Annotated in this window: 14 protein-coding genes; 1 reads left to right on the top strand and 13 read right to left on the bottom strand. The window is 65.2% G+C overall.

The annotated features are described in order from the left end of the window. Positions 1-228 precede the first annotated feature (228 nt). From EPB08_RS18715 to EPB08_RS18695, 4 genes are all read right to left on the bottom strand, one after another. Positions 229-531 carry a HigA family addiction module antitoxin gene (locus EPB08_RS18715; protein WP_130620598.1) on the bottom strand — a complete coding sequence of 101 codons (303 nt, stop codon included), beginning with the start codon at positions 529-531 and terminating at the stop codon, positions 229-231. Between the two features lie 799 nt (positions 532-1,330). Next, complete coding sequence (gene dcp, locus EPB08_RS18705) at positions 1,331-3,538, bottom strand: peptidyl-dipeptidase Dcp (protein WP_130620596.1); 2,208 nt, start codon at positions 3,536-3,538, stop codon at positions 1,331-1,333. A gap of 116 nt (positions 3,539-3,654) precedes the next feature. Next, entirely contained in the window at positions 3,655-5,613 is a 1,959-nt protein-coding gene (locus EPB08_RS18700) for a M61 family metallopeptidase (protein WP_130620595.1), read from the bottom strand. A gap of 109 nt (positions 5,614-5,722) precedes the next feature. Then, positions 5,723-6,565, bottom strand: a complete 843-nt coding sequence (locus tag EPB08_RS18695) for a class I SAM-dependent methyltransferase (RefSeq protein ID WP_130620594.1) — start codon at positions 6,563-6,565, stop codon at positions 5,723-5,725. A 358-nt stretch (positions 6,566-6,923) separates the two neighbouring features. On the opposite strand from EPB08_RS18695, the gene EPB08_RS18690 reads away from it, so the two are divergent. Beyond that, entirely contained in the window at positions 6,924-8,681 is a 1,758-nt protein-coding gene (locus EPB08_RS18690) for a GGDEF domain-containing protein (RefSeq protein WP_165418540.1), read from the top strand. Between the two features lie 30 nt (positions 8,682-8,711). Here EPB08_RS18690 and EPB08_RS18685 read toward each other — a convergent pair whose 3' ends face one another. The 9 genes from EPB08_RS18685 to bcsB form a co-directional block, all read right to left on the bottom strand. After that, positions 8,712-8,909, bottom strand: coding sequence for a hypothetical protein (locus EPB08_RS18685; RefSeq protein ID WP_130620592.1), 198 nt, complete (start codon positions 8,907-8,909; stop codon positions 8,712-8,714). Further along, on the bottom strand, positions 8,909-10,492 hold the full coding sequence (gene bcsG / locus EPB08_RS18680) for a cellulose biosynthesis protein BcsG (protein ID WP_130620591.1): 1,584 nt from the start codon (positions 10,490-10,492) through the stop codon (positions 8,909-8,911). Before bcsG ends, EPB08_RS18685 begins: the two co-directional genes overlap by 1 nt. Before the next feature lie 11 nt (positions 10,493-10,503). Continuing rightward, positions 10,504-12,651, bottom strand: coding sequence for a UDP-forming cellulose synthase catalytic subunit (bcsA, locus tag EPB08_RS18675; RefSeq protein WP_425598267.1), 2,148 nt, complete (start codon positions 12,649-12,651; stop codon positions 10,504-10,506). Positions 12,652-13,070: 419 nt separating this feature from the next. Then, positions 13,071-13,877, bottom strand: coding sequence for a cellulose biosynthesis protein BcsQ (bcsQ, locus tag EPB08_RS18670; protein ID WP_130620590.1), 807 nt, complete (start codon positions 13,875-13,877; stop codon positions 13,071-13,073). Beyond that, positions 13,874-14,080 (bottom strand): hypothetical protein, encoded by a 207-nt coding sequence (locus EPB08_RS18665; protein ID WP_130620589.1) that lies wholly within the window; start codon positions 14,078-14,080, stop codon positions 13,874-13,876. Before EPB08_RS18665 ends, bcsQ begins: the two co-directional genes overlap by 4 nt. A 4-nt stretch (positions 14,081-14,084) precedes the next feature. Then, positions 14,085-15,875, bottom strand: coding sequence for a cellulose biosynthesis protein BcsE (bcsE, locus tag EPB08_RS18660; RefSeq protein ID WP_165418539.1), 1,791 nt, complete (start codon positions 15,873-15,875; stop codon positions 14,085-14,087). Positions 15,876-15,903: 28 nt separating this feature from the next. Beyond that, on the bottom strand, positions 15,904-19,704 hold the full coding sequence (locus EPB08_RS18655) for a cellulose biosynthesis protein BcsC (RefSeq protein ID WP_130620587.1): 3,801 nt from the start codon (positions 19,702-19,704) through the stop codon (positions 15,904-15,906). Then, a complete protein-coding gene (gene bcsZ / locus EPB08_RS18650; protein WP_229238405.1) occupies positions 19,686-20,873 on the bottom strand; it encodes a cellulose synthase complex periplasmic endoglucanase BcsZ in 1,188 nt (395 codons plus the stop codon). The genes EPB08_RS18655 and bcsZ overlap by 19 nt, the downstream gene beginning before the upstream one ends. 3 nt (positions 20,874-20,876) lie before the next feature. Next, positions 20,877-23,192: a cellulose biosynthesis cyclic di-GMP-binding regulatory protein BcsB gene (bcsB, locus tag EPB08_RS18645; protein WP_165418538.1), complete on the bottom strand. Its 2,316-nt coding sequence runs from the start codon at positions 23,190-23,192 to the stop codon at positions 20,877-20,879. Between the last annotated feature and the right edge of the window lie 390 nt (positions 23,193-23,582).

Genomic DNA, 23,582 nt, shown 5'->3' with positions numbered 1-23,582 from the left:
GCGCGACTAGCCCATCATGGCCCAGCACCGCTATGCGGTGTGGTTGTCAGAGGCCGGATATACGTGTGCAGTCGACACGGACGCCAGAGCACGGGAGGCTTGCAATGGGGAGGAGTCCATATACGGACATTCCCGATTTAGCGATCGCAGCTTAATCTTCGTCGGGCAGGGTCCGCTATGGGCAGGAAGCGGACCTCCCGCCCGCGGCAACCTATGGGGCACCAACGTCTAGCGATCCGCAGAGGCGCGTTGCGCCTCGCGCGCCAGGTCGTAGTGCGCTTGCAGTACCAGCCAGTAGAGCGGTGACGTGTCCAGTACGAGGGCGAGGCGGATGGCTTGCCGGGGAGTCATGGGGCGGGCGTCGGTGAGGAACTCTCTGAGATGCGGCGCGCGGATACCTGTGCGGCGGGCGAGCTGCTGGTGATTCATGGTTGCCGGGAGCATGTAGTCGAGCAGCAATACTTCGCCGGGGGAGCGGAGGTGCAGTGACGGGTCAACGTCCATGCGTGGGGAGAGCTGGATCAGTTCCATGGCTTCGCTTCCTTGTCAGACACGACTGCAGAACGGGCGGGCGCTTGCAGCCGTCCGTGTCAGTGCATGCCTAGTGGCTGCGTCAGTGATCGCCTGAGCGTGGCGCATCGCCATGCAAGGCGACGCGCCGCGCAGGCGATCATCGGATGCGTGATGGGTTCACTCGGGGCTCGTGACCGAGCAGGCTGGCGTATTGCTGGAGGCATTGGATGGCGGTGCCCAGGCTGGCCGTGACGGCCGTGGGAAGCGGCCATTCCAGTGGCCTGCCGGGGAATCCACGCGCCCTCGCCCTGCGGCATTGCTCGCTGTCATGACGCAGTCGCGTGAGGGCGAGCACCGCCAGGGCGATGTCGCCGCGAGCGCTGGAACGCCGGGTTTCGGGCCATGCCACACGCGTGGATGACGAGGTGCCAGATGGAGGAGTGAGGGCGCCGTCGGGGGGAACGGACGGGCGAATGCGTACCGTATGATCGTGGTTAGCCATGATCAACTGTCCCGTAGTTGGTGATGGTCAGCGGGCCGTTTGAGGTGCAACTCACTCGGTCCGCGCTACTCGACCTTGCTGTCGAGGTCACTCACGACATCCTTTGCTCGATCCCACGAGTGACCTTGAAACCCTAGCAAGCACAAGCAAGAACGCCTGTCGGCGTTGCCCCCGCGCGACCATCAGCATGCAGCGTACCCGCGTAGGGGTGGATGTCCGTGGCGATGCGCTCTTTTCCTACGCAGCCGTGCATCGATGCGCCGCCAAAGAAAAGGCCGGCAATGCCGGCCCTTTCTGCTCACGATGGATAACGCCTTACTTCTTCTGCGGCGCTTCCTTCAGGCCACGGTTCAGCAGCATCGGCTCGATGCTGGGATCCTTGCCGCGCCAGTCCTTGTACATCTTGGCCAGGTCTTCGGTGTTGCCGCGCGAGAGGATCATCTCGCGGAAGCGATCACCGTTCGCACGGGTCATGCCACCCTTGTCGACGAAGCCCTGGAACGCGTCGTCAGCCAGCATCTCGGTCCACAGGTAGGCGTAGTAACCGGCGGCGTAGCCGTTGCCCCAGATGTGCTGGAAGTAGCTCGAGCGGTAGCGCGGCGGCACGTAGCTCAGGTTGATCTTGGCCTTGGCCAGTGCGTCGGCTTCGAACTTGTCCGGATCCTGCTTCGGTGCATCCGGGCCCAGGCTGTGCCAGCTCATGTCGAGCAGTGCGGCCGAGAGCAGTTCGGTCATGTCGTAGCCCTTGTTGAAGGTCTTCGACTTCTTGATCTTCTCCACCAGCTCGGCCGGCATCGGCTCGCCCGTCTTATAGTTCTTCGCGTAGTTGGCGAAGATCTTCGGATCGGTCGCCCAGTGTTCGTTGAACTGCGACGGAAATTCCACGAAGTCGCGCGCCGTGGCGGAGCCGGACAGGCTCGGGTACTGCGAGTTGGCGAAGATGCCGTGCAGGCCATGGCCGAACTCGTGGAACATGGTGATCACGTCGTCGAACGACAGCAGCGCCGGCTGGCCTTCGGCCGGCTTGGTGAAGTTGGCGACGTTAAACACCACCGGCTTGGTGCCCATCAGCTTGGACTGGCCCACCAGGTTGCTCATCCAGGCGCCGCCGTTCTTGTTGTCGCGCTTGAAGTAGTCGCAATAGAACAGCGCGAGCGACGAACCGTCCTTGTCGAACACTTCGAACACGCGCACGTCCGGCTGCCACACCGGGATGTCCTTGCGCTCCTTGAAGGTCAGGCCGTAGAGCTGGTTGGCGGCATAGAACACGCCGTTCTGCAGCACGTTGTCCAGCTCGAAGTACGGCTTGATCTGCGACTCATCCAGATCGTACTTGGCCTTGCGGACCTGTTCCGAATAGTGGTTCCAGTCCCACGCCTCGACCTTGAAGCCACCGTTCTGCTGGTCGATCACGTCCTGGATATCTTTTGCCTCGCGCTCGGCGCGCGCAGTGGCGGCCGGGGCGATTTTGTCCATGAAGCCCAGCGCCGCTTCCGGTGTCTTGGCCATCTGGTCTTCGAGCTTCCATGCGGCATAGCTGGAGAAGCCCAACACTTTGGCCTGCTCGGCACGGATCTGCGCGATGCGCGCAATCAGGTCACGCGTGTCGTTGGCGTCGCCCTTCTCGGCGCGGTTCCACGAGTCGTTGAACAGCTGCTCACGCGTGGCGCGGTCGTTGAGACCCTGCAGCGCCGGCTGCTGGGTGGTGTTCTGCAGCGGGATCACCCACTTGCCGTCCAGCTTGCGATTCGCCGCGGCCTGCGAGGCGGCGGCGATGTCGCCGTCGGACAACCCGTCAAGCTTGCTCTTGTCATCCACCACCAGCGCACCGGCCTTGGTGGCGGCCAGCAGCTTCGTGGTGAACTGCGTGCGCAGGCCGGATTCTTCCTTGTTGAGATCCTTCAGCTTGGCCTTGTCGGCATCGGACAGCTTGGCGCCGCCACGCACGAAGTTCTTGTAGGTGACTTCGACGAGGCGCTTGGATTCCGGATCGAGCTTGAGCGAATCGCGCTGGTCGTAGATGGTCTCGATGCGCTTGAACAACTTGTCGTTGAGGACGATCGCATCCTGGTGCTCGGCAAACTTGGGCGCCTCTTCCTGCTGCACCTTCTGCAGCGTGTCGTTGGTGTTGGCACCGGTGACGGCAAAGAACGCACGACGCACGCGCGACAGCAGCTGGCCCGACTTTTCCATCGGGATGAAGGTGTTCTCGAAGGTCGGCGGCTCCGGGTTATCGGCGATCTTGTTCATCTCCTCCAGGTGCTGCTTCATGCCTTCTTCGAGGGCCGGCTGGTAGTCACCGTCCTTGATCTTGTCGAACGGCGGTGCCTGGAACGGCAGCGTGCTGGGCTCGAGGAACGGGTTCACGGCGCTGACCTCGGGCGCGGCAGGTGCGGTGGACGCCTTGGCAGGCGCGGTGCTGGCCGGAGCCGGAGCGGGCTGCTGGGCCTGCTCGTTCGACTGCTGCGAGCAGGCGGCGAGTGCGATGGACGTGGCAACCACGAGCGTACGAAGACGAAGCATCTGAATCCCCCGAATGAACGGCGTAAAAAGGACACCTAAGCACACCTCGGCGCGGATGCCATGGGTAGGAAGTCAGGCCCTGCCCCGGCAAACCGCGCCTAAGGGTGCACCCATCGTTACTTGCGCGGCGCGATGATCTCGCTGAGGTAGTCGGGCTTGCCGCTCACGCGCACCAGGTGCGGGTACTGCAAGCCATCGTGGTAATCCACGGCGACGTTGCGATAACCACCCTGGTACTTGAGCAGGAGCTGGATCGGCGTCTTGGTGCCCTTGGCCGCCGTGATCGCCGCCTTCAGCGCATCAGTCGAATAGTTCTCGCCGTTCACCGCGACCAGGGTGGCGCCGGTGCTGACGCCGGCCTTGAAGGCCGGCCCGTTCCAGCGCACGTCGTTGACCTGGCCCTTGTCGTTCATGGTCAGGCCGATCGACCAGGCGAAGTTGTAGAGGTGACGGGCCGGCTCGGAGCGGCTGTTGTACTGCTTCTCGTAGCCGCTCTCCTGGTCGGTGTAGACGAGCTTCCAGCCGGTGGCTTCGAGGCCGTTCTGCAGCGGAGGGTTGAGCACGTTGACGCGGTTGCGCAGGAAGCTCGCCCAGTCGTACTTCGCCACGCCATCCAGCGTCGACACGACGTCGTCGAAGGTGTAGGTCTTGGTGACGTAGCTGCCGTTGTCGACGCCGAAGAAGGCCTTCGCGAAATCGTCCAGCGACTTCTTGTCGTTGGTGAGCTCGCGCAGCTTGCCGTCGACTTCCAGCCACATCATCTGGCCACCGCTGTAGTACTCCTCGCTCATCTGCCAGCTGCGGAACGGCAGGCTGGCGCGGCGCGCGATGGTGGCATCGTTGGTGGTGTCCTCCAGCGTGCGCCACTCAAAGCCCACGCGGTTTCGATCGTAGTTGGCGGCCGTCATGGCCAGCGCATCGCGGAATTCCTGCGGCGACCACATGCCGGCGCGTGCGGTCAGCACGAAACCCCAGTACTGCGTCTGGCCTTCGTACACCCACAGCAGCGAGTCGCCCATCGGCACGTTGAAGTTGGGCGTCCACAGGTCCTCGCCGCGACGGAACTTGCCGTTCCACGAATGCGTGTATTCATGGGCCAGCAGATCACGGCCGGGCGCAGCCTCCTTCCACGCGGTGAAATAGTCGGCGTCCAGGCCGTCTTCGCTGGACTGGTGGTGTTCGGTGCCGTGACCGGACATCTCGTCCGACAGCGAGAACAGGAAATCGTAGTGGTCGTAATGGTGCGAGCCGAACAGCTTGATTGCCTGCGTCACCAGGTTGCGGTGCACGGTCACCTGTTCCGGCGTCATTTCCAGGTACTTCGGCGCATCGGCGAAGATGTCGAGGTAGACCGGGACCTTGTCGAACGAGGTGAGATCGACTCGCTTGAAGTACTGGCCCGCGTACACCGGCGAATCGACCAGGTTGTTGAGCGTCACCGGCTTGAAGGTCACCGTGTCACCCGAGCGCGAAGCCGTTTCCAGCGCCGTGGCGATCTGCCAGTCGTGCGGAACGGTCATGCTGGGGGCGAAGGTGATCTGGCGCGAGTAGTGACCCGCCGGATACAGCAGCATCGAGCTCCACTCGACGTCCGTCATGCGCTGGGTGATCTCGAAGCCCTGGTCGTCGGTGCGGCCCGACAGGTACTGGAACTCCGCATCGATGCTGGAGACGCCTTCGGGCACGTCGAGGTGGTAGGCGTACACGTTGTACTTGTCGCGCTTCCACATCAGGGTCTTGCCGTTGGCGGTGAGCTTCACGCCCGCGAGGTTGGCAATGGGGCCGGTCGGCGAGTGGTCGCCGGGAATCCACTGCGGATACAGCAGCGTCAACGGACCCGCCTTCACCGCGATGGTTTCGCGGACGCGGAAGATGCCCTGCGTGGTGTCGTTGGCATCGATATGGATGGATACCGTGCCGGGGTACGGCGTGTCCTGCGGCGGCGGCACGCTATCCGCACGATTGTCCTGGGCTACCGCTGCGCCACCGGCGAGCACCATCGCCACGGCCAGGGCCAATCGCGAAAACATACGAGGCTTGGCCAGCGGCGAAGCAGCGGAAGGGACACGGGACATGAGCGACTCCGGCAAACGGGTGGATGATCCCGCTACTTAACACCACAGATGCCGGGTCGAGCTAGGGGGGCTTTGCGTCCTTCGGCAGGACGCTGTTGCCCTATGGCTGCTAGCGTCGCGTCGCCAGCACGCCATCCAGCGCCAGCTGCGCCTTGAAGCCCGCCTTCTCAAGCCGCTTCTCCACTTCGCGGGGAACGTCGCGGTCGCTGGTGAGCTTGTTGGGGCTGCCGGTGTAGTGGAACAGGCGCCCGCCGCGACGCAGTACGCGCGCGAGCTGGTTGTAGAACACCTGGGAATACAGCTCGCCGGCAATACCGAAGCGCGGCGGATCGTGCAGCAGCGCATCCACTGAGGCGTCGGCGATCTGCGTGATTGCCTGCGAGACGTCGGCATGGGCAAGCTGAAGGCGGCCGCCGCTGGCGGGAGCGTCCGGATCCGGCGACCACGGATTGAGCGTGCGCAGCCACAGCACGTCGGGGTTCTTTTCGAATGACTGGATGCGAGCAACGCCGGCCTCCAGGCAGCAGGCCGCGAAGTAGCCCAGGCCGCCGCAGGTGTCGAGCACCACCTTGCCGCGCGGCTCGACCAGCGCCACCTTCCGGCGCGCGTCGTCAACCGGTGACTCCTTCGAGGTGGGCAGCATCTTGATGCCGTCGATCTCAAACGTGGGGGCGCCCCACTCCGTCGGCACCAGCTTGATCAGCGAGCCGGAAAAGCGGGAGATCACGGCGAACTCGTCGCCATCCCAGTAGTAGATCGTGCGGTCCTTGAGCTTGCCCGGATAGGGATAGGACTGGCCGTTCCACTGCCACGCATCCGTCTGCAGCGTCACGCTGCCGGTGGAGCGGCCCAGGTCGAGCGAACCGGTCCATTCGGTCGCGCCAGCCGTTCGCGCGGCGAGGAGCGCTTCCCCGGCGGGGCGCGTGAGCAAGGGGCCGGCATAGTGCGACACGGCAGATGATCTCCTGGTGGCGGCCTGCCCCGTTATTTGCCCAGGCAGCGCGCGTCGGTGTGAGGCCGGCAAGCCCGCCGGCACGCCCGGTCGTCCCGGGAAAAGTGGAAGTGTGCCATGCGCCGCCCGCGCCGTGGCCGGAAAACCGCGTTGCGGCCCCGCTCCCGGCCTCCCGGGCGCAGCTCATCACGCCGCCAACATGCCTCCTCATTCACCTTGGCGCCGGCCGTGCGCAGCGCGTTTCCGCCCCTGGGGAATCGGTCGGAAAGAGGAGGCCGCCTGTTCAACGTGCCACCGCCCCGGTGAAGTCCGGAGCGACCCGCCATCTGCCGACATGCATCGAGGAAGACCCGCTGTCATGCCAAGCCATGTGCCAGCCAGCGACTCCGTCAACCGGCGATTCCGCCGCATCGTCAGCGTCATCTACATCGTCGTACTGGCCCTGGTGCTGTGGGTGTTCGCCGAGCAATGGCAGGGCTACCGGGATGCCCGCGAGGCCGACCAGCAGTACGCGGTGATGCAGGCCGCGCTGCGCGCCATGGCCAATATTTCCGCCGAGCGTCGACCGACTTTCGTCGTGCTCGAGCAACCGGAGTCAGCGACGGAGACGCAGATCGCAGCCATCAACAAGATGCGGCAGGCCACCGATGCGCAGTTGAAGGCGCTGGATGCCGCACTGCATAACAACGATTGCGATACCTGCGCTTCGCTCTCCGGCCCCTTTGCCGAGGCGGCATCGACCGTGGCACGAGCCAGGCAGGCGCTCGACGAGATTGCCAAACGGCCGCGTGCCGATCGATCCGACGAAGAAGTCCTGCGCACCTTCGACGATTTGACGACGGCGATACCCATGCTCGCCTCCATCGGCGATGTGACGGCGATGGGCGTGATCCGCGAGAACGCGGACGTGCAGACCTACCTCACTGCCGCGCGACTCGCGGCGCTGCTGCGCGAGCAGTCGGGAAAGCTCGCGTCGCAACTCATTGCGCCCCTGGCGGGCCATCGCGAACTCTCGCCCGACGAGCAGTTCACGATCGGGCAGACGCTGGGCAAGATCGATCAGCTGCGCTTCCTGCTCACGCCCAGCCTGCGCGGACTTCCACCGCCGCTGCACACCGACTTCGAAAAACTCTCCCAAACGTTTTTCGCCGACGCACTGACCTATATCGACCAGCTGCGCGATTCAGCGTCGAAGCCCGGTGGCGCCGCGGTCACGCCCGCCGAACTGGCCGCGCGATACGGACCTGCGGTAGCGTCGATCGACCGCTTTCGTGACGACGCGCTTGGTCTCGCCCACAGCACCATTCTTTCCAGCCTGAAGCGACACAGGGCATTGGTGATCGGCTCGGGTATGCTCGCGTCGGCACTCACCGGCGTGTTGCTGCTGGTGACCTGGCGCTTCCGCGAAAAGATCGTGCGCCCATTTGTGGAGGCGCGCCGGCTCATCCTCGCCATGGCCTCCGGTGACCTCACTGCCACCGTTCCCGCTGCCGGCTACAGCGGCGAGATCAAGGACATGTTCGGTGCGTTGAACGTGCTGAAGCAGCACAGCATCGAACGCCTGCGGCTGGAACAGGAGCGCAAGCGCCTGATTGGCGAGCTGCGCACCATGGCCGACACCGACGCACTCACCGGCCTGCTCAATCGCCGCGCCTTCGAAGCCAAGGCCACGCAGCAGTTGTCGGACCAGCGCACCGGCTCGCGCTATCTCGCACTGGTGATGCTCGATATCGACCACTTCAAGCGGATCAACGACAGCTACGGCCACGAAACCGGCGACCGCGCACTGGTGAAGCTTGCCGCGCTGTGCCGCGACGCCCTGCGCGCGGACGATATCGTCGCCCGCATCGGCGGCGAGGAATTCACCGTGCTGCTCGGCGTCGACAGTCTCGACCAGGCCAACGAACTGGCCGAACGCATCCGCACGAAACTGCACGAGGAAAGCATCGTTGCCGTGGGCGGCGAGGTTTTCCATATGACCGCCAGCTTCGGCATTGCCCTCGCGCGGCGTGGTGAAAACGCCCGCCTGGACGAACTGGTTCGCCGCGCGGATGCCCTGCTCTACCAGGCCAAGGAGAATGGCCGCGACCGCATCGAGTTCGAAACGGCGGCCTGAGTCATCTTGCGCGCGCCGGGTCGGCCCGGCTTATGCGTGATCGTCCGAATGATCCGCCTCGGGATACAAGGCCGATGCCAGCAACGGCCACCGCTTTCGGGCTGCCAGCCAGACTTCCTGCGCCTGGCTGTCGAAGTAGCGGGCAGGATCAATACCTTCGACCGAGTGCGCGTACGCATCGATGTCGTTGGGCAGAAGATTGACGTGTTCGTCCTTTGGCGTCGCCATTACTTGCCCTCCACCCACACACCCTCCGGCGTGTGGATCACATAACCGTCGGCAGTGCCCATGGTGACGGTGTTTTCGTTCTCGCCGACCAGGCGCGTCTGTGGCAGATCGTTGGCGTACTGCTGCAGCGCCGGCGCATCCGAGGCGAACGGACTGTGCGACATCAGGTTGGACATCAGCTGCGCGAGGGCCAGGTAACTGGTGGGTTTGTCGATGACCACGCCCTTGCCCTGGGGCTCCTTGTCCGCCGGCAGGCCGATCAGCTTGACGCCCACCGGTACGCGAATGATGCGCGGCGTGGGAATTTCACGCAGGCCCGAAATCTGTCCGGCGTCACCGCGCAGCGCGGCCCCATGTTCGGGCACGAAGACCAGTACGGCCTTGCGGCCCGAGTGGCTGATCACATCGATCAGCCGGTCGATGTCGTCCATCAGCTTCTTCAGGCGGATGGGATAGGACTGCAGGCTGCTGAGGTTGCTGTTCGGCAGGCGATTGCCGTCATGCAGCGAGACCGTGTTGTAGTACAACGCCACCGGACCGCCGCCCTTGGCCACGCGCCCCTGGTACCACTTCGCCAGAGCGTCGTAGTCGCCGACCAGAGGCGAACCCTCGAATTCGCGCATGACGGTGGGCAGACCTTCGGTGGACTGCGGCTGCAGGCCTGGTACGCCGATTTCACGCTGGATCACGCCGAGAAAGTCGTCGAAGCGGCCGTTGTGGTTCATCAGGAACTGCACGTCGTAACCGGCCGCGGCGAGGTCAGCGAAGATGTGGCAGTCCGGCGAGGTTTCGCCGTAGAGCTCCTGGTGTGCCTCCTGCCCGCACGAGGCGCGCAACAGGCGTATCGCGGCGGGACCACTGTAGCTGGCCGCGCTGCTGAAGTTCTTGAAGACGTAGTCGAAGCGGCTGAGCAGCGGCGCGTCGGTCATGTTGGAGACGTCGATGTCATCCCATGACAGCGAGCAGATGTGGATCACGATGACGTCGAACTGCGACGCCGGGTCGGCGCTTGCTGGCGTGAACGCCACTCGGCGATTCTTCTCGGCGTGATGGAACGCGGCGAGCTGCTCGTCGTAGCTTCCCGTCTGCCCATCGGCGCCCGCGTTGGCGAGGTTGGCGTCGGCACGCGGATTGGCGGCAAGGCCGGAGGGCGCGGCAGACTGCGCGACCAGCGTGCCGATGCCCTGCCATATCGGCAGCGCGATCAGCGCCAGCAGCACGAACGTGGTGACACGCACCCAGCGATTGACCGCGGCGTAAATCGCGATTGCCAGGATGGGGATGTAGACCATCGCCGGGGTGAACGCGCGCCGCGCCAATTCCAGCAGATAGGTCGGCGAGAACGAGGCCAGGCCCGGCAGCTGCTTCAGCAGGTAGCCGAAGGGAGGCAAGTTCGACTCGTGGTAGAGCAACGCGATGCCCACCAGGATCGCCAGCACCAGCCGCAGCGTGCGCTGCCACCGCTGGCGCAGCGGCACGATCAGGCACACCGCGAACAGCAGGTTGAGCCACCAGTTCGGCTTCAGCGAACCGATGGAGGCCAGGTAGATCTTGGCGATGAAATAGAGATTCCAGAATCCCATGAGCTATCCCGTTATTCAGACCGACGAGGCCGGCGGAGCGCCACCGCTTCGACGGCATCCAGGCCGGCGTCGAACAGGCGCAACACACCCTGGAAACCCATCTCGATCACTTCGACAAAACTGTGCAGCGGCGCGTCGGTGACCAGTTCCTTCTCCCAGTTCGCCCACGCGTCGGCACGGCCGAAGGTGCACTGGATCAGCTGCGTCTCCTTCTCGTGGGACCAGTCTTCGAACTTCAGTCCCAGGTGTGTTTCGGAAGAGCGCGCGACCACGGCGGAGAAGTAATAGTCCATTGCGCCGCGCGACAAGCTCACGCCGATGGGGTCGCCCCGCTTCAGGCCCATCGTCTTCGGCAACACGATGCCCAGGCCGCCGGTCGAATAGTTCTCGGTATGGCAGGCGACGGTCTTGCCATCGGCAAGAATCAGCGTGGCCGGCACCTTCAGCGGGATGTGATGCGAAACGCGCACCTGCCGCGTCTCGCGCGCCACGCCGACGGCGGCACCGAGCATCGCCACGTTGAACAGGCCCCACACCATGTTCATCAGCACCGAGACCGGCTCGTCGCGGTCGGCCGTGAACAGCCGCACGATGCCCGCCACCAGCGCCGCCAGGTTGATCGCCAGCAGCCACACATACGGCTTGGAGGTGGCCCAGTCGAGGTACTCCTGCTCGATCAGGCCGCCCTTGGCCGTGACGTTGAACTTGCCCTTCTTGGGATTGATGAAGGCGACGGTGGTGGGCAGCACGGTGTACCAAGCCAGTACCGACTCGTAGACCTCCGCCCAGAACGAATGGCGGTACTGGCCCTGGATGCGCGAGTTGGCCAGTCCTGACACGAACAGATAAGGCAGCACATAGGCCATCACGGAAACCGCGTCCGCGCCAAACACATGCAGACCGAAGAACATGTAAGCGCTAGGCATCAGCATGAAGGTCAGGCGCGGGATGCCATAGAAGAAATGCAGCATCGCGTTGCTGTAGCAGATGCGCTGGAAGAAGCTGAGGCCCTTGCCCAGCCAGGGATTGTCCACGCGGAAAATCTGCGCCATGCCGCGCGCCCAGCGGATGCGCTGGCCGATGTGGCCGGACAGGCTTTCGGTTGCCAGGCCCGCGGCCTGCACGATGCGCAGATAGGCAGAACGGTAGCCGCGCCGGTGCAACTTGAGGGCGGTGTGCGCATCCTCGGTGACGGTTTCCACTGCGATGCCACCCACCTCCTCCAGCGGTCCGCGCCGGATTACCGCGCAGGAGCCGCAGAAGAACGCCGCATTCCAGAAATCGTTGCCGTCCTGGATCAATCCATAGAACAGGCTGCCCTCGTTGGGGATCCGCATGAAGGTGTCGAAGTTGCGCTCGAACGGGTCCGGCGAGAAGAAGTGATGTGGCGTCTGCACCAGCGCGCACTTCGGATCGACGATGAACTCGCCCATGGTGGTCTGCAGGAACGAGCGCGTCGGGATATGGTCGCAATCGAAGATGGCGACGAATTCGCCACTGGTGAGCTTCAACGCATGGTTGATATTGCCCGCCTTGGCGTAACGATGTTCTTCGCGGGTGATATAGCCCACCCCCACTTCGGTGGCGAAGCGATGGAACTCTTCGCGGGTGCCGTCGTCGAGCAGGTAGACGCGCAGCTTGTCGCGCGGCCAGTCCATGCTCTTGGCGGCGAGCACGGTGGGGCTCACCACCGACAAGGGTTCGTTGTAGGTGGGAATGTAGATGTCGACCGTCGGCCACTCGGCCGGATCATCCGGCAAGGGCTGAGGCTGGCGATTGAGCGGCCACACCGTCTGGATATAGCCGAAGAACAGCACGATCCAGGTGTAGATCTCGGCCATGAACAGGATGTAGCCGAAGATGGCTTCTATCGTCGACGCGAAGTTCAGCGTCTGCGTGGTGCGCCACCAGATGTAGCGCCCGGTCATCAGGATCGACAGCGACACCATCAACATGGTGGGCCAGCGCCCCGGAATGCGCCTCGCGATGAACATCACCACGCATACCAGGATGAACAGGCGGAACTGGTCGGCGATGGCCAGCGGTGTCGTCCAGAACGCCAGCGTGACCGCCAGCGCAAGCAGCAGGATCAGCGGCTTGAGATAAGGCACGCGGTCCATGGTTTCCGACGACTGATGCACCCGCTCGCTGACCTTCATCCACGGGATGGACGGCAGGCGCGAGCTGACGGCATGGCCGGTGCGTATGAACACGCCGTTCACGGGCTTGAGCCACTCGCCGATGCGGCCCAGCAACATCGAGCGACGCTGTTTCGCGCGAAGGTGGCGCGCGCGGCGAAGATCCATTGCCAGCCGTCCGCGACGACGGCGAGGCCTGAAGAAGAGTCGGGTACACCAGGTACGGAAGCCATCGTCCTTACCCACCGCCAGCTCGTCACGCAACTGGTTCGACAGCGCATTGGCGCCATGCAGTGCCCAGTCGCGCTTACCCTCCCTCGGTTCGCGGAACAGCAGACGAACCGCCCACACGCGCGCTGCCGCATCGGCCTCGACACCGATCTGCCTCGCCAACAGCAGCTTGAGACGCGTGGTCATGCGCGGGCTGGCGGCGGCTTCGCTCACGTCGCGCCTCCTGCCGACGAAGCGGAAGCACGAGCGGACTGGCGGGTCCAGGTGGACAGCCACGTCGCCAGGCCCTGCAGGTCATGGGCTGCCTGTGAATGCGGTTGGCTGATGCAGAAATTCTCGTTGCGCGCCAAGGCTTCGGGAATGCCCGTGTCCGCATGGATGCGGTACGGGGACAGTTCCGTCCCGAGCAGGTTGCGCAGCAAGGTGAGAATGTCCGTGTGCAGCTGCGCCGCCGGCGATACCGCGTTGGCGACGTAGAGGGTGGCCTTGCCAAGCGCCTTCAGTTCGCCGCGCAATCGCGGCAAGGTGATGCAGGCCAGCGGTTGCGGAGGCACCACGACGAGCACCAGGTCCGCCGCGTCGATCGCCTGCGCGGCGTGCACCGAGGGCCAGGTCGCCGCATCGATCAGGACGACACCGTGCCCGGGCAGGTCCACGCGCGCCAGCAGCTGCCGCAACCAGGAATGCTGCCCATGCAAGGTGGCGGAGACTTTTGCCGCTTGCACGGCGTCCAGTGTGCTGCTGTCGTCGCGCGCACCGCCCCATGGCAGCCACAGCACGCCGTCCTCGCTTTCCAGTGCAGCCGCACCCACGTCGCCGCTCGGCGCGAGCATGTGCGACACGAGACCTGCGCGCGCGGGATCGTGCAGGCCGCAGTACAACGCCAGCGTATTGCGCGGATCGCATTCAACGGCGAGCACCGCGTGCCTGCGGTTCGTCAACAGCCCTGCCAGCGCGGCTGTGAGCATCGTGCGCCCCGCGCCACCTACCGAAGAAATGACGGCGATGGTCCTCACGCTTTCCTCCCCTCGCCGCCGTGCTGACGCTTGCCGAGAATGACCAGCGGCTCGATCTGCGGCGGCAACTGCACCACGCGCCGGCGCAGCAGCGAACGCAACCGCGGCAGCCAGGACACGATGTTGAATCGCCATGCGATCCACCACAGCGGTGCCGCCAGCAGCAGGCCCCAGATGAAATAGCCGAAGAAGAGATTGTCCATCGGGTTATCCCCGCGCCTTCATGGGCAGCGAGGCGGGGCGTGGCGGCCGGCGGGTGAGCGCGGTCCCGTCTTCCCCCCGGGCATCCAGTTCCGACAGCCCCCACAGCGGCACATCCGTCGGTTTGGCAGCTTCGGGGGCGCTCGCTCCCGCACCCGTCGCAGCCCCTGCTCCCTCCGGCTCCGATCCCTCTTTCGCAGGTGACACGGCAGGCGCGACGACCTCCACCAGGCTGGAATAATCGGGCGGCGGCAATTCGGTGATTTCATCCTCGAGCGTGTTGAGCATGCCGTAGATGGTTTCGGGGTCGCCGCAACGCAGCTCGCCACGGAACATGTCGGCGAGCGGTCGGTTGAACACTTTCGCCGTGGCCTTGCTCGCGTCATCCACGTGGCAGGCGAAGAAGAACAGGTACAGGCTGTCGCCACTGGCGGTGCACATGTCGCCGGTGCGCCGGACCTTGCACGCCTGCAGCGCATCGAGACTGGACTCGTCCGCCTCCAGCAGCAACCGCAGCAGCACGTTCGGCAGGCGGATGGTGCGACTGCGCTCCACCGCTTCGCGCACCAGTTTCACGAATTGCTGTGCGGGCACGTAGCCGGTGGTGGAATCGCGCATCGCGGCGGCGATCGCGGCGCGATAATCCTCGGGCACGGCACGCGAGAACAGCTGGCCTTGCACGCTGTCGACGGCGATCTCCACCTGGGCGATCGACGTGCTGCGCGGAATGATCGCGTTGGCGCCGAGGTTCAGCATCAAGAGTTCATAGCGGATGCTTACGTTGTCCTCGCGGATGAGGATCTTGAGCGCCTTGCCACAGGTCCGCCTCAGCAGGTTCACCTGCTTGGCGAGCCTGGCGAGGTTGCCCTTGATGCCGTAATGGAGGATCACCGTGGCCGCCACCGCGTGGCTGGCCTCCGCCACCAGATCGTCATTGTCGGCCAGCACCCGCCAGTCCTTGGGCACCGAGCGCTCATGCTGCACGGCATGGCGTGACACCATGACCACCATCTCGTCGGGTGCGATCAGGCCGGTACGTTCGGTACGCTCCCTCATCGCGTCGCTGACGGCCACCAGGCGATGATCAGTCGGCGAGAAACGCAAGGGAATCGATTCGCTGGCTGCGAGCGTGTTGTTGGCGTCGCGCCAGAACGCCACCTCCCAGCGAAATTCGCCCTGCACCTGCACCAGTTGCGCGGCGCCGCCAAAGCGAACCTGGAAGTCGGAGAGCGGCAGGAAGCCATCGCCCTGCTCCACCAGCGGCGGCAGCATGACCAGCAGTACCGTGTGGCGACTCTGCGCACACCAGCCGGCGAGCGCCGCACCCTGGCGGGTCAGCGCGGTGCGATCGTGCCAGGCGAAGCATGCCGCCGTGCCCTCGATCAGGAAGGACGTGGCCGGCGCGGCGCACTGCTCGGACAGTGCCTGCAACGCCTCGATCAGCACATCGCAGCCATCGCGGTCGGGCGGCAGGCGCAGCGCGCACACGTTCGAGCGGGGATGCACCGCGCCCGGCTGGTCGATGTCCAGTCCGTGCTGTTTCAGTGCCAGCGCGATGTCTTCGGAGGAGCGCGTGGACATCACGGTGACCGGCGTCGGCAAGGCGTTGGCGGCCGTCTTCCAGAACAGTGCATCGCGCGCCGCCGAACGGCTCGCGTACACCGCGTACACCTGCCCCGTCGCCAGCGCGGCGAGCGACGGCGGCAGGCCGTCGATGGCGAGCGACTGGTTCAGGCGCAACCGAGCCCGCGACAGCCCTTGCTGCGGCAGTTCGGAACCTTGCTGGACAGTGTTCATCGCGACGATGGTTTCCAGTGGCTGCGGTTCAGTAGGCCGAATACGGCTGGACCGGGTTGGGCGGATAAGGCACTGGCATGCGCTGATCGTCAAAGAAGTAGCGCAGGTAGATCGTGCCAAGGTTGGGGGCGTAGTCATGTGAACGGTCGAGCTTGAAGCGCGTGCCCGCCACCCAGTGCGAAGTGAGGCGATACTCCAATGCGCCAGCCACGGTGTAGCTGAAGCCGCCGCCCGTGCCGGTGCCGAAGTACGGCGAGCCGAGATCGGCCGCATCCATGCGTGCCACGGCCGCCTGCTGCAGGTCGGGGCGCGTGGGGAAGAATGGCGCTTCGTCTTCGCGCGTGAACGACTTGCCCACCGAACCTTCCAGCTCCCACGCCCAACGTCCGCGGCGGCCGGTCCAGTCCAGCGGGATGGAGATGGAGACGTATTTCTGGGGGCTGTAATAGCCGCCGTTACCAAACGTGTAGAAATGCTGGTTGTTGTCGTAACGCCAGTAATTGACGACCAGGCCGCTGCTGAAGCGCTGGTCGGGTTGAACCATCACCGGCCAGTCGACGCCCGTGCGTATCTTGAAGTCGTGGTTGGTCTCCACATTGTGGCCGGTCAACGCGCCGTATCCCACGGATGCGAACAGCGTGACGCGCCCCACGTCCTGCGCACCGCGCACGTTGACGCCGGTTCGCACCACGCCGCCCCAGGTTTCGCCGGTGACTGGATCCCTGACGCCGGCGTAGGACACCAGACTGCTGGTCACCGGACGGCGCGAGACGTCTGCCGAGAGCGATGAACTGTAGAAATCGTGCCGGTAGAAAAATCCGCCGAGCACATTGGTGACGGTGAACCCCTGCGGCGAGGTGCCGATGTCCGCTCGCCAGGTATTGTCGACGCCGTTGAAGTCGTAACCGGCCGCCAGCGCCACGCCTTTATCGTCCTGGGTTGTCGGCGCCAGGCCACTATTGCCCAGCGCCGCGATCTTTCCGAACTTGTACGCCGGATCGAACTGATCCGCCGGCAGGCGCCCGGCATCGAGCAGCACGGAATCGGCATGGAAGAAGTAGTGCCCGGTATAGCCGTCCGGTATGCGCACGTAAACCGGTATCTCCGTGGCGTAAAGGCGCGACATGCCATCGCTGCCCGATTCGTTGGACTGGATCACCGCCGTGGCCACCTGCCCCTGGCGGCGATCCTCCAGGCCCTGCATCGCACGCCCGGCCGAGGTGAGGCCGTCCTCCGGACTCGGCGATTCGCCCTCGCCCTGCTCCTGCGTCTGGGCGGTGCGGTAGTAGTCGGCCGCGTCGTTGAAATCTCCCTGCGCCTGCGCGATGCGGCCGCGCTGCAGAGTGACATCGGAACGGTCCGGGTATTGCTGGTGAAGCGGATCGACCACCACCAGCGCATCGTTCGAGCGTCCCTGCGCCGTATAGCGGCGCGCGATCGCCAGCCGCGTGCTGATGTCGTCGGGTGGCGTATCCGCCAGCACCTGGCGCACTGTCTCCGCGGCTTCCTTGCGTTGTCCGAGTCGTTCCTGCATGCGGGCGATGGTGAGGCGCGCGTCGAGATCGCCGGGATGCTTCACCAGTACTTCGCGGGCCGAATCCATCGCGCCGCGATAATCACGCTTTGCCTCTCGCAGGTCCGCCTGCGCCAGCAGCCAGCGACGGTCCTCCTTGCCGGCTGCGGGCACCGCATCAAGCGTGTTCGTCGCTCCGGCGAGATCACCGGCGTCAATCTGGCGGCCCGCCTTGCGCAACGAAAGGCGCAACAGTTGGTCGTCGAACTGGGCCTGCTGTTCGGCGGTCACGCCCGGACGCGCACGCGCATCGGCAATCCACGCAGGCAACTGGTCATCGCGGTTGGCGGCCGCCAGCAGTTCGCCATAGCGGAGGCGAACGCCGATGGCCGGATCGCCGGGATGCGCATCGAGCCAGTCGCGCACCAGCTTGAGGCCCTTGTCCGGTTCGCCGAGCGCGATCCATTCACGACCCACGCTTGCCAGCATCTGCGGATCGTCCTGCACCTCGGTGGCGATGCGATCCAGACGTTGCGCGGCCTCCGCACGGCGTCCCTGTGCCGCAAGCTGCCGCGCATCGCGCAGATCCTGCTGGGCTTTGAGATTGCGCGCGAGCGAGCGCATGCCGTCGGAGCGATCCGCTTCGGGCACCTGGGCCAACACGGCGCTTGCCGTGTCGATGTCGTCCAGCGAATTGAGATAGAGCGCGCTCGCGTAGCGCATGTCCGGCGACGGTGCGGCCTTCAGGCCGTCTTCCATCACGCCGCGTCCCAGCGCAGGCAGGCCGAGCTCGCGGTACTGCCGCGCCAGCGTGTAACGCAGCCACGCATCTTTGGGCGTGAGGCCCACCGCCTGCTCGAGCTTGAGCACGGCGGGGCCGCGCTTCTCTTCCGCGATCAACTGGTCGGCCTGGATCGACAGCAGGTGGGCCCGCAGCGCGTCCATCTGCGGACCCGAGCCCTGGTAGCGTTGTGCGACCTGGTCGATCAGGGGCGCGACTTCGTCGGTGCGATGCGTTTCGATCAGTACCTTGACCAGCAGCTCCAGTGCATCGACGTCGGGCTTGGGCGCCTCCACCATCGGACGCAGCACGGCTTCGGCCTCGGGCCACTTCTTCTGCGCGATCAGCGCACTGGCAAGCACCTTGCTCGCATCGGCCTGGTGTGGCTGCTGGCGCAGCGCATCGCGTGCAAGTGCTTCGCCCTGCTCCGGGTGTCCCTGCGCGTTGGCCGTCCGCGCTTTCGACAGCGTGCCCCAGAAGGTGGCCGTCGCCATCAGGCCACGCCATTTGGAAGCGTTGTCCGGATCGAGCTTCAACGCACGCGCGAACAGTGCGCGCGCCTCGTCGTGCTTGCCTTCGCGCAAGCGTGCAAGACCCTGCTCACCCAGCGCCGCCCCCTGTCGCGCCGATGCCGAGGACTCGGAAGATGCGCGAGCGCCTCCACCTTCTCCTGCCACCGCGGCGGAACCAGGAGGCGGTGCGACATAGGTTGCACCGCCCTTCTTGGCCAGTGCCGCCAAGGCTTCCTTGGCGCTGCTGTCATCCGGCACTTCCTTGAGATAGCGCTGGTACCAGACGTAGTACGCCGGATCGTCCTGCCCTGCACTGTTGAGCGCCCGCCGCCACAGCTCGAGTGCCTGTGCGCGATTGCTGTCGGGCCGCTGGTAGACCCGATAGATGATCTGCAGTCCTTCGATGCGCGTGCCGGCGCGATCGGTAAGCAGGTCGGCCAGTGTCAGTGCGAGGCCGAGATCGTCAGGATGCTGTGCCATGCGCTGGCGCAACTCGGCCAGCGCACGATCACGGCCGCCGGTCGCGCCGGCCATGATGCGGTAGTAGTCCTGCGCCACCGCACCGCTGGGTGCGCCGCGGGGAAACAGTGCCTGCATGCGCTGCCACGCTTCGTCCGACTTGCCTGAGCGTGCCAGCAGGCGCGCCTGGGCCAATGCCATCTTGTCGGTAGTGGCAAGACGGTACGCATCGGCCAGCTCCAGCGTGGCCGGATGGTTCGGATGACTCTTCTGCAGCTGCTGCAGCACCTTGCCAGCTTCCGCGGGCCGGTTCGACGTCAGCTCGATCTGGCCCAGCAGCCCGAGCGCATCGGGTTGCGTGGGGTCGATCAGCAGGATCTTCTCGACGATGCCGCGCGCCATGTCGGGGCGGCTCTTGGCCTGCCAGGTCCGCGCCGAATCCAGCAGCTGCTTTACCTGCGGGCTGGGCGCGGCATCCTGCGCGAGCACGATCGCGGGCGCGCCGCCGATCATCAGCAACACACCGAGCGGTGTGAGCCACCCCATCAATGGGCCGCGGGACATGTCGACGTCCAGGCGGGAATGACGGCGCCGCTCGCATCGAAGCGATACTGGCCATCAAGATAGCCAAGGCCGAACAGCACCAGCACGCTGCTGTAATAGCCCAGCGGCTCCTTCGCGGTGAGCGAACGCACGCGCTGCTCTTGTGCCTGCGCCAGATCGTTGCGGCCCAACGCTGCGAGATAGGGCGCCACCGCGGCGGAGAAGCCGGCGTTGCCGGCGTTGGCACCCGCGACGCCGGTCTGCGTATCGACGCGCTCCGGCGGAAAACCATGCGCCTGCACGAACTCCGCCAACGGACGGAAGGCGTCGAGCGCGGCGCCACGCGATGGCGCATCCGCAGCCATCGTGCCCGCCCACAGGTACACGCGGATCGCGTTGTATGCGCTCTCGGCCTTCGACGGCTCATCCGGGCCGAAGCCCTTGTCGCGGCGATAGATCACCCAGTCGGGAGAGAAACCGTGCGGCGCCGTGTCCGTGACGACCTTGATCGAGCTGTCGCGTATGGCCGTCCATTCGCTTTGCTCGGGCAAGGCCGTGGCAAGGCGCTGCATCACCTGCAGCGGAACATAGCTAGGGTTGAGCCGCCACGCGCCCTCCTGCGGCCGGAAGCCGACGGGCCCGGGCAGCACGGTACGTCCCAACCCTGGCAGGGTTTCGGTTTCCTTCGCCAGGATGGTTCGAGCGAGCACGGTGCCGAGCGCCGTGTAGCTGCGCTCGTGCCAGAGCCGACCAGCCTCGATCAGGGTATAGGCGATCCAAAGGTCCGCATCCGATGCCGAATTGGTGTCGAGCACGCCCCAGCCTGCAGGCGTCTTGCCCTTGGCTTCAGCCGACGTACTCCCCGCTTCATGCTGGCCCCAGATCCACGCGGGCAGATGCGCCGTGAGGTCGCCCTGCGCCAGGTTGTTCTGCGTCCAGTTCAGCACGCGGTCGAAAGTCTTGCGGTCATTGGCCACGAGCGCGAAGAACAAGGCATAGGCCTGCCCTTCCGATACCGTGATCTGCTGCGGCGAACTGTGGTCGATGACGCGGCCGTCCGGGCTCATCGTGGCTTGCTTGAACGTGTCCCAGTCCGGCCACGCGCAGGTGCCCGCCGATGCGGCGCCGGACGCCAGCACCGTAACGGCGGTCAACAGCATGCGTAGCAGGGGCATCGGAGTGCGGGCCACGGGTCACCTTTCGAGGCGGCGGGCGGCGATGCGTCCCAGCGCCCAGAACACGGTGAGTGCAACGAACAGGCCCGCCAGGATGCCCGCAAGCGCCATCAGCCCCGGATGCTGCGAAATCCGCACCCAAAGCCACGCGTACCACGGCAGGTGGCCCACGTAATAGGTATCGCCCACCGAGAGCGAGACGATGGATTTCTGCCGCACCACGGCCAGGTCGCCCCGTATCTCGCCCACACGGGCATCGTCGGCCAGCATGTCGAGCAGGTCGCCAAGCTGCGTCGAGCCACTGGCCGACAACGCCACCACGCTCTTGCCCTTGGCGTAAGGCGACTGGAAACCCACGAAAGCAGCCGTGGGCCCGTTGACGCTCATCGCTGCACGGCCGATCGGACCGCCCGCGGACTGGCTGCGATCGCCGAAACGCTCGCGCAGCGCGAGTTCGTTCTGGCTGCGCTCGATCAGCATGGGCAGGCCCTTGCCCCATTTCGCCAGCAGATCCGAGGCCGACCCCGTGCCGATCACCAGCAGGTCGCGATCCCGCACGCTGTCCGCGGCTCCCGCGGGTACGACCGACACGCGCAAGGCTGGCAGCCCGCTCCATCGCCCCATCTGTCCCAGCATGGTGAGCATCGCTTCCACTTCATTGGCGTCCGGCTTGTCGGGCATCACCACCGCCGTATCCGCGAGGTCGGCCATGCGGGTGAACGGGAAACCGCTGGCGGCGAAGAACGCGAGGTTTGGCATCGCCGTGTAGTGCACGAACTGGCTGAAGTCGATGCTGGAATCGGGATCGATTGCAGCACGCGCACTGTTGGTGGCGGTCGAGACGCACAAGCCCGTCTTCTGCGAATCCATGTGGAACTGGAACTGGAACTGGTTGTTGGCGCCGATGACCAACGCCGGCACGCGGACTTCTTCCGTGCCGCGCGCTTCGGATCCGGACAGCAACGGCACGTTGAGCTGTCGCTCGACACCCGAGGGATCGGCCGGACGCAGGCGCACCGAACGCAGCAGCTGATCGTTGACGCCGATGTTGATCACCGAATCGTTGTAGCTGGACGGCGCGGTGTAGCGATAGCGAACGTCCAGCGGCACGCTGTGCCGTGCCCAGGCGAACAGGTCGGGCGGCAGCCGCACATCCACCCGGATCGGCTGCGGATTGAACCCCGAGGTTTCGAGCTGCTGCGGATCGGTGACCAGCTCCTTGAAACCCACGGGGCGATCCACCGGCGCCCAGTTGGGCGCGTCATAGGGCTTGCGTTCCGGTCCCAGGTCCACGGACTTCACGAGCGCCTGGTCGCCCGACATGCCGACCTGCCCCAGCACCAGCGCTTCGGCAGCCAGCTGCAGTTCCTTGGTATCGCGCCCGGCGATGACCAGCAGCTTGCGACCCGATTCCGGCGGGCTGGCAGGGTTGGGCACCACCATCACGGTGGGTCCCTTGATCTCGCCCAGCATCAGTCCTTCCGGATGCGCATTGGGCAGGGCGAACGCGATTGCATTGGCATCCTGCGGCGGAGCGGAGGCCACCGGGAAACGCGCACCACGCCAGCCCGCCAGCGCACCGAACCAGGACGACACCACGCCCGCAGCACGCAGCGTGGCGGCATCCGCCTGCGCGGGAAGCACGAAGGGAAGCGTGAGGCGACGATTGTCACGGCGATCGAAGAACGGCGCCGGCAGCAAGGCGAGACTGTTGGGGAGACCGATGCGCGACGTCGTCAGCGTCAGCACGGTGTCGGGACTGATGTCGGTCCACAGGGCCGAGTGATAAGGGTCCTCGCAATGATCCAGCGTGTAGTGCGCGATCATCTGCACGCTGACGCGATTGAAATCGGTGAACAGGTGCGGGTCGAGATCGACCACCCGTGTCACCGGATGGCCTGCCGAATCCTTGTCCAGCGGCAGCGTCGCGACCACTTCGCCATTGACGTACACCTTGAGGTGCGACAGCTCGTAGATGAGCGAAGGCGAGTACGTATAGGTCAGCTTGAGCTTCGCGCCGGTCACCACCTCGTCGTTGCGGACCGAAACGTTCAAGGTGCTGGTGGGATCGAGGCCGCGCAACTTGATGCCGCCGTACGCTCCCATCTGGCCCATCGAGAGGTCGCGCGACTGGACGGCCATCGTGCCCTGGCTCGCGATGACATCGGCGGTCGCCGGCGGCGCTATCGAACCTGCAGGTACAACCTGTTCGGTGCCATGCGACGCGGGCGTGCTCTCGCGCGTGGTGTCCTGTGGCGGCGACGCCTGGGCACCCAGCCCAATGCACCAGCCCAGGAGAGCGAAACCCAAACAAGCATGAGGAGAGAACCGCATGGAATGTTTCCTTGGGTCAGTAGCGGAGGGCCACGGAGTGTTCGCGCGGCTTCGCGAGCTTGACGCCCCGCACTTCTACGCACGCCGATGAAACGGCGTCGTGCCTCCTTCGTGTCGTCGAGCCCGTGCTCGATGATCCTTGCCGTGCAGTTGCGACGAACCCGACACGACCGTCGGCGACACCTTCGAAGATCAAGTTTCCGTGGGTGCTGCAGTCATCCGCTGTGCGGTGCATCACTTCCCCCGGCTTCATTGAGATTGTCGGCGGCGTGGCTCGGGCCAGCACGCAAGTCCTTTCCGCGCACGCGCATCAGGACACCGCCACTTGTCGGCAGACGATTAAAAAAGCGGGATAAAAGAAACGTGAATCGCAGTCCGCGAATGCGTGAC

This window comes from Dyella amyloliquefaciens (genome assembly GCF_004296575.1).
GTDB classification, from domain to species: Bacteria; Pseudomonadota; Gammaproteobacteria; order Xanthomonadales; family Rhodanobacteraceae; genus Dyella; species Dyella amyloliquefaciens.
This window is presented reverse-complemented; position numbering and strand designations above follow the sequence as displayed.

Bases quoted from the DNA above. Each gene is read 5' to 3' on its own strand.
- EPB08_RS18715 (WP_130620598.1), bottom strand. From the start codon at position 531: ATGGAACTGATCCAGCTCTCCCCACGCATGGACGTTGACCCGTCACTG.
- dcp (WP_130620596.1), bottom strand. From the start codon at position 3,538: ATGCTTCGTCTTCGTACGCTCGTGGTTGCCACGTCCATCGCACTCGCC.
- EPB08_RS18700 (WP_130620595.1), bottom strand. From the start codon at position 5,613: ATGTCCCGTGTCCCTTCCGCTGCTTCGCCGCTGGCCAAGCCTCGTATG.
- EPB08_RS18690 (WP_165418540.1), top strand. From the start codon at position 6,924: ATGCCAAGCCATGTGCCAGCCAGCGACTCCGTCAACCGGCGATTCCGC.
- EPB08_RS18685 (WP_130620592.1), bottom strand. From the start codon at position 8,909: ATGGCGACGCCAAAGGACGAACACGTCAATCTTCTGCCCAACGACATC.
- bcsG (WP_130620591.1), bottom strand. From the start codon at position 10,492: ATGGGATTCTGGAATCTCTATTTCATCGCCAAGATCTACCTGGCCTCC.
- bcsA (WP_425598267.1), bottom strand. From the start codon at position 12,651: ATGAAGGTCAGCGAGCGGGTGCATCAGTCGTCGGAAACCATGGACCGC.
- EPB08_RS18665 (WP_130620589.1), bottom strand. From the start codon at position 14,080: ATGGACAATCTCTTCTTCGGCTATTTCATCTGGGGCCTGCTGCTGGCG.
- bcsE (WP_165418539.1), bottom strand. From the start codon at position 15,875: ATGAACACTGTCCAGCAAGGTTCCGAACTGCCGCAGCAAGGGCTGTCG.
- EPB08_RS18655 (WP_130620587.1), bottom strand. From the start codon at position 19,704: ATGTCCCGCGGCCCATTGATGGGGTGGCTCACACCGCTCGGTGTGTTG.
- bcsB (WP_165418538.1), bottom strand. From the start codon at position 23,192: ATGCGGTTCTCTCCTCATGCTTGTTTGGGTTTCGCTCTCCTGGGCTGG.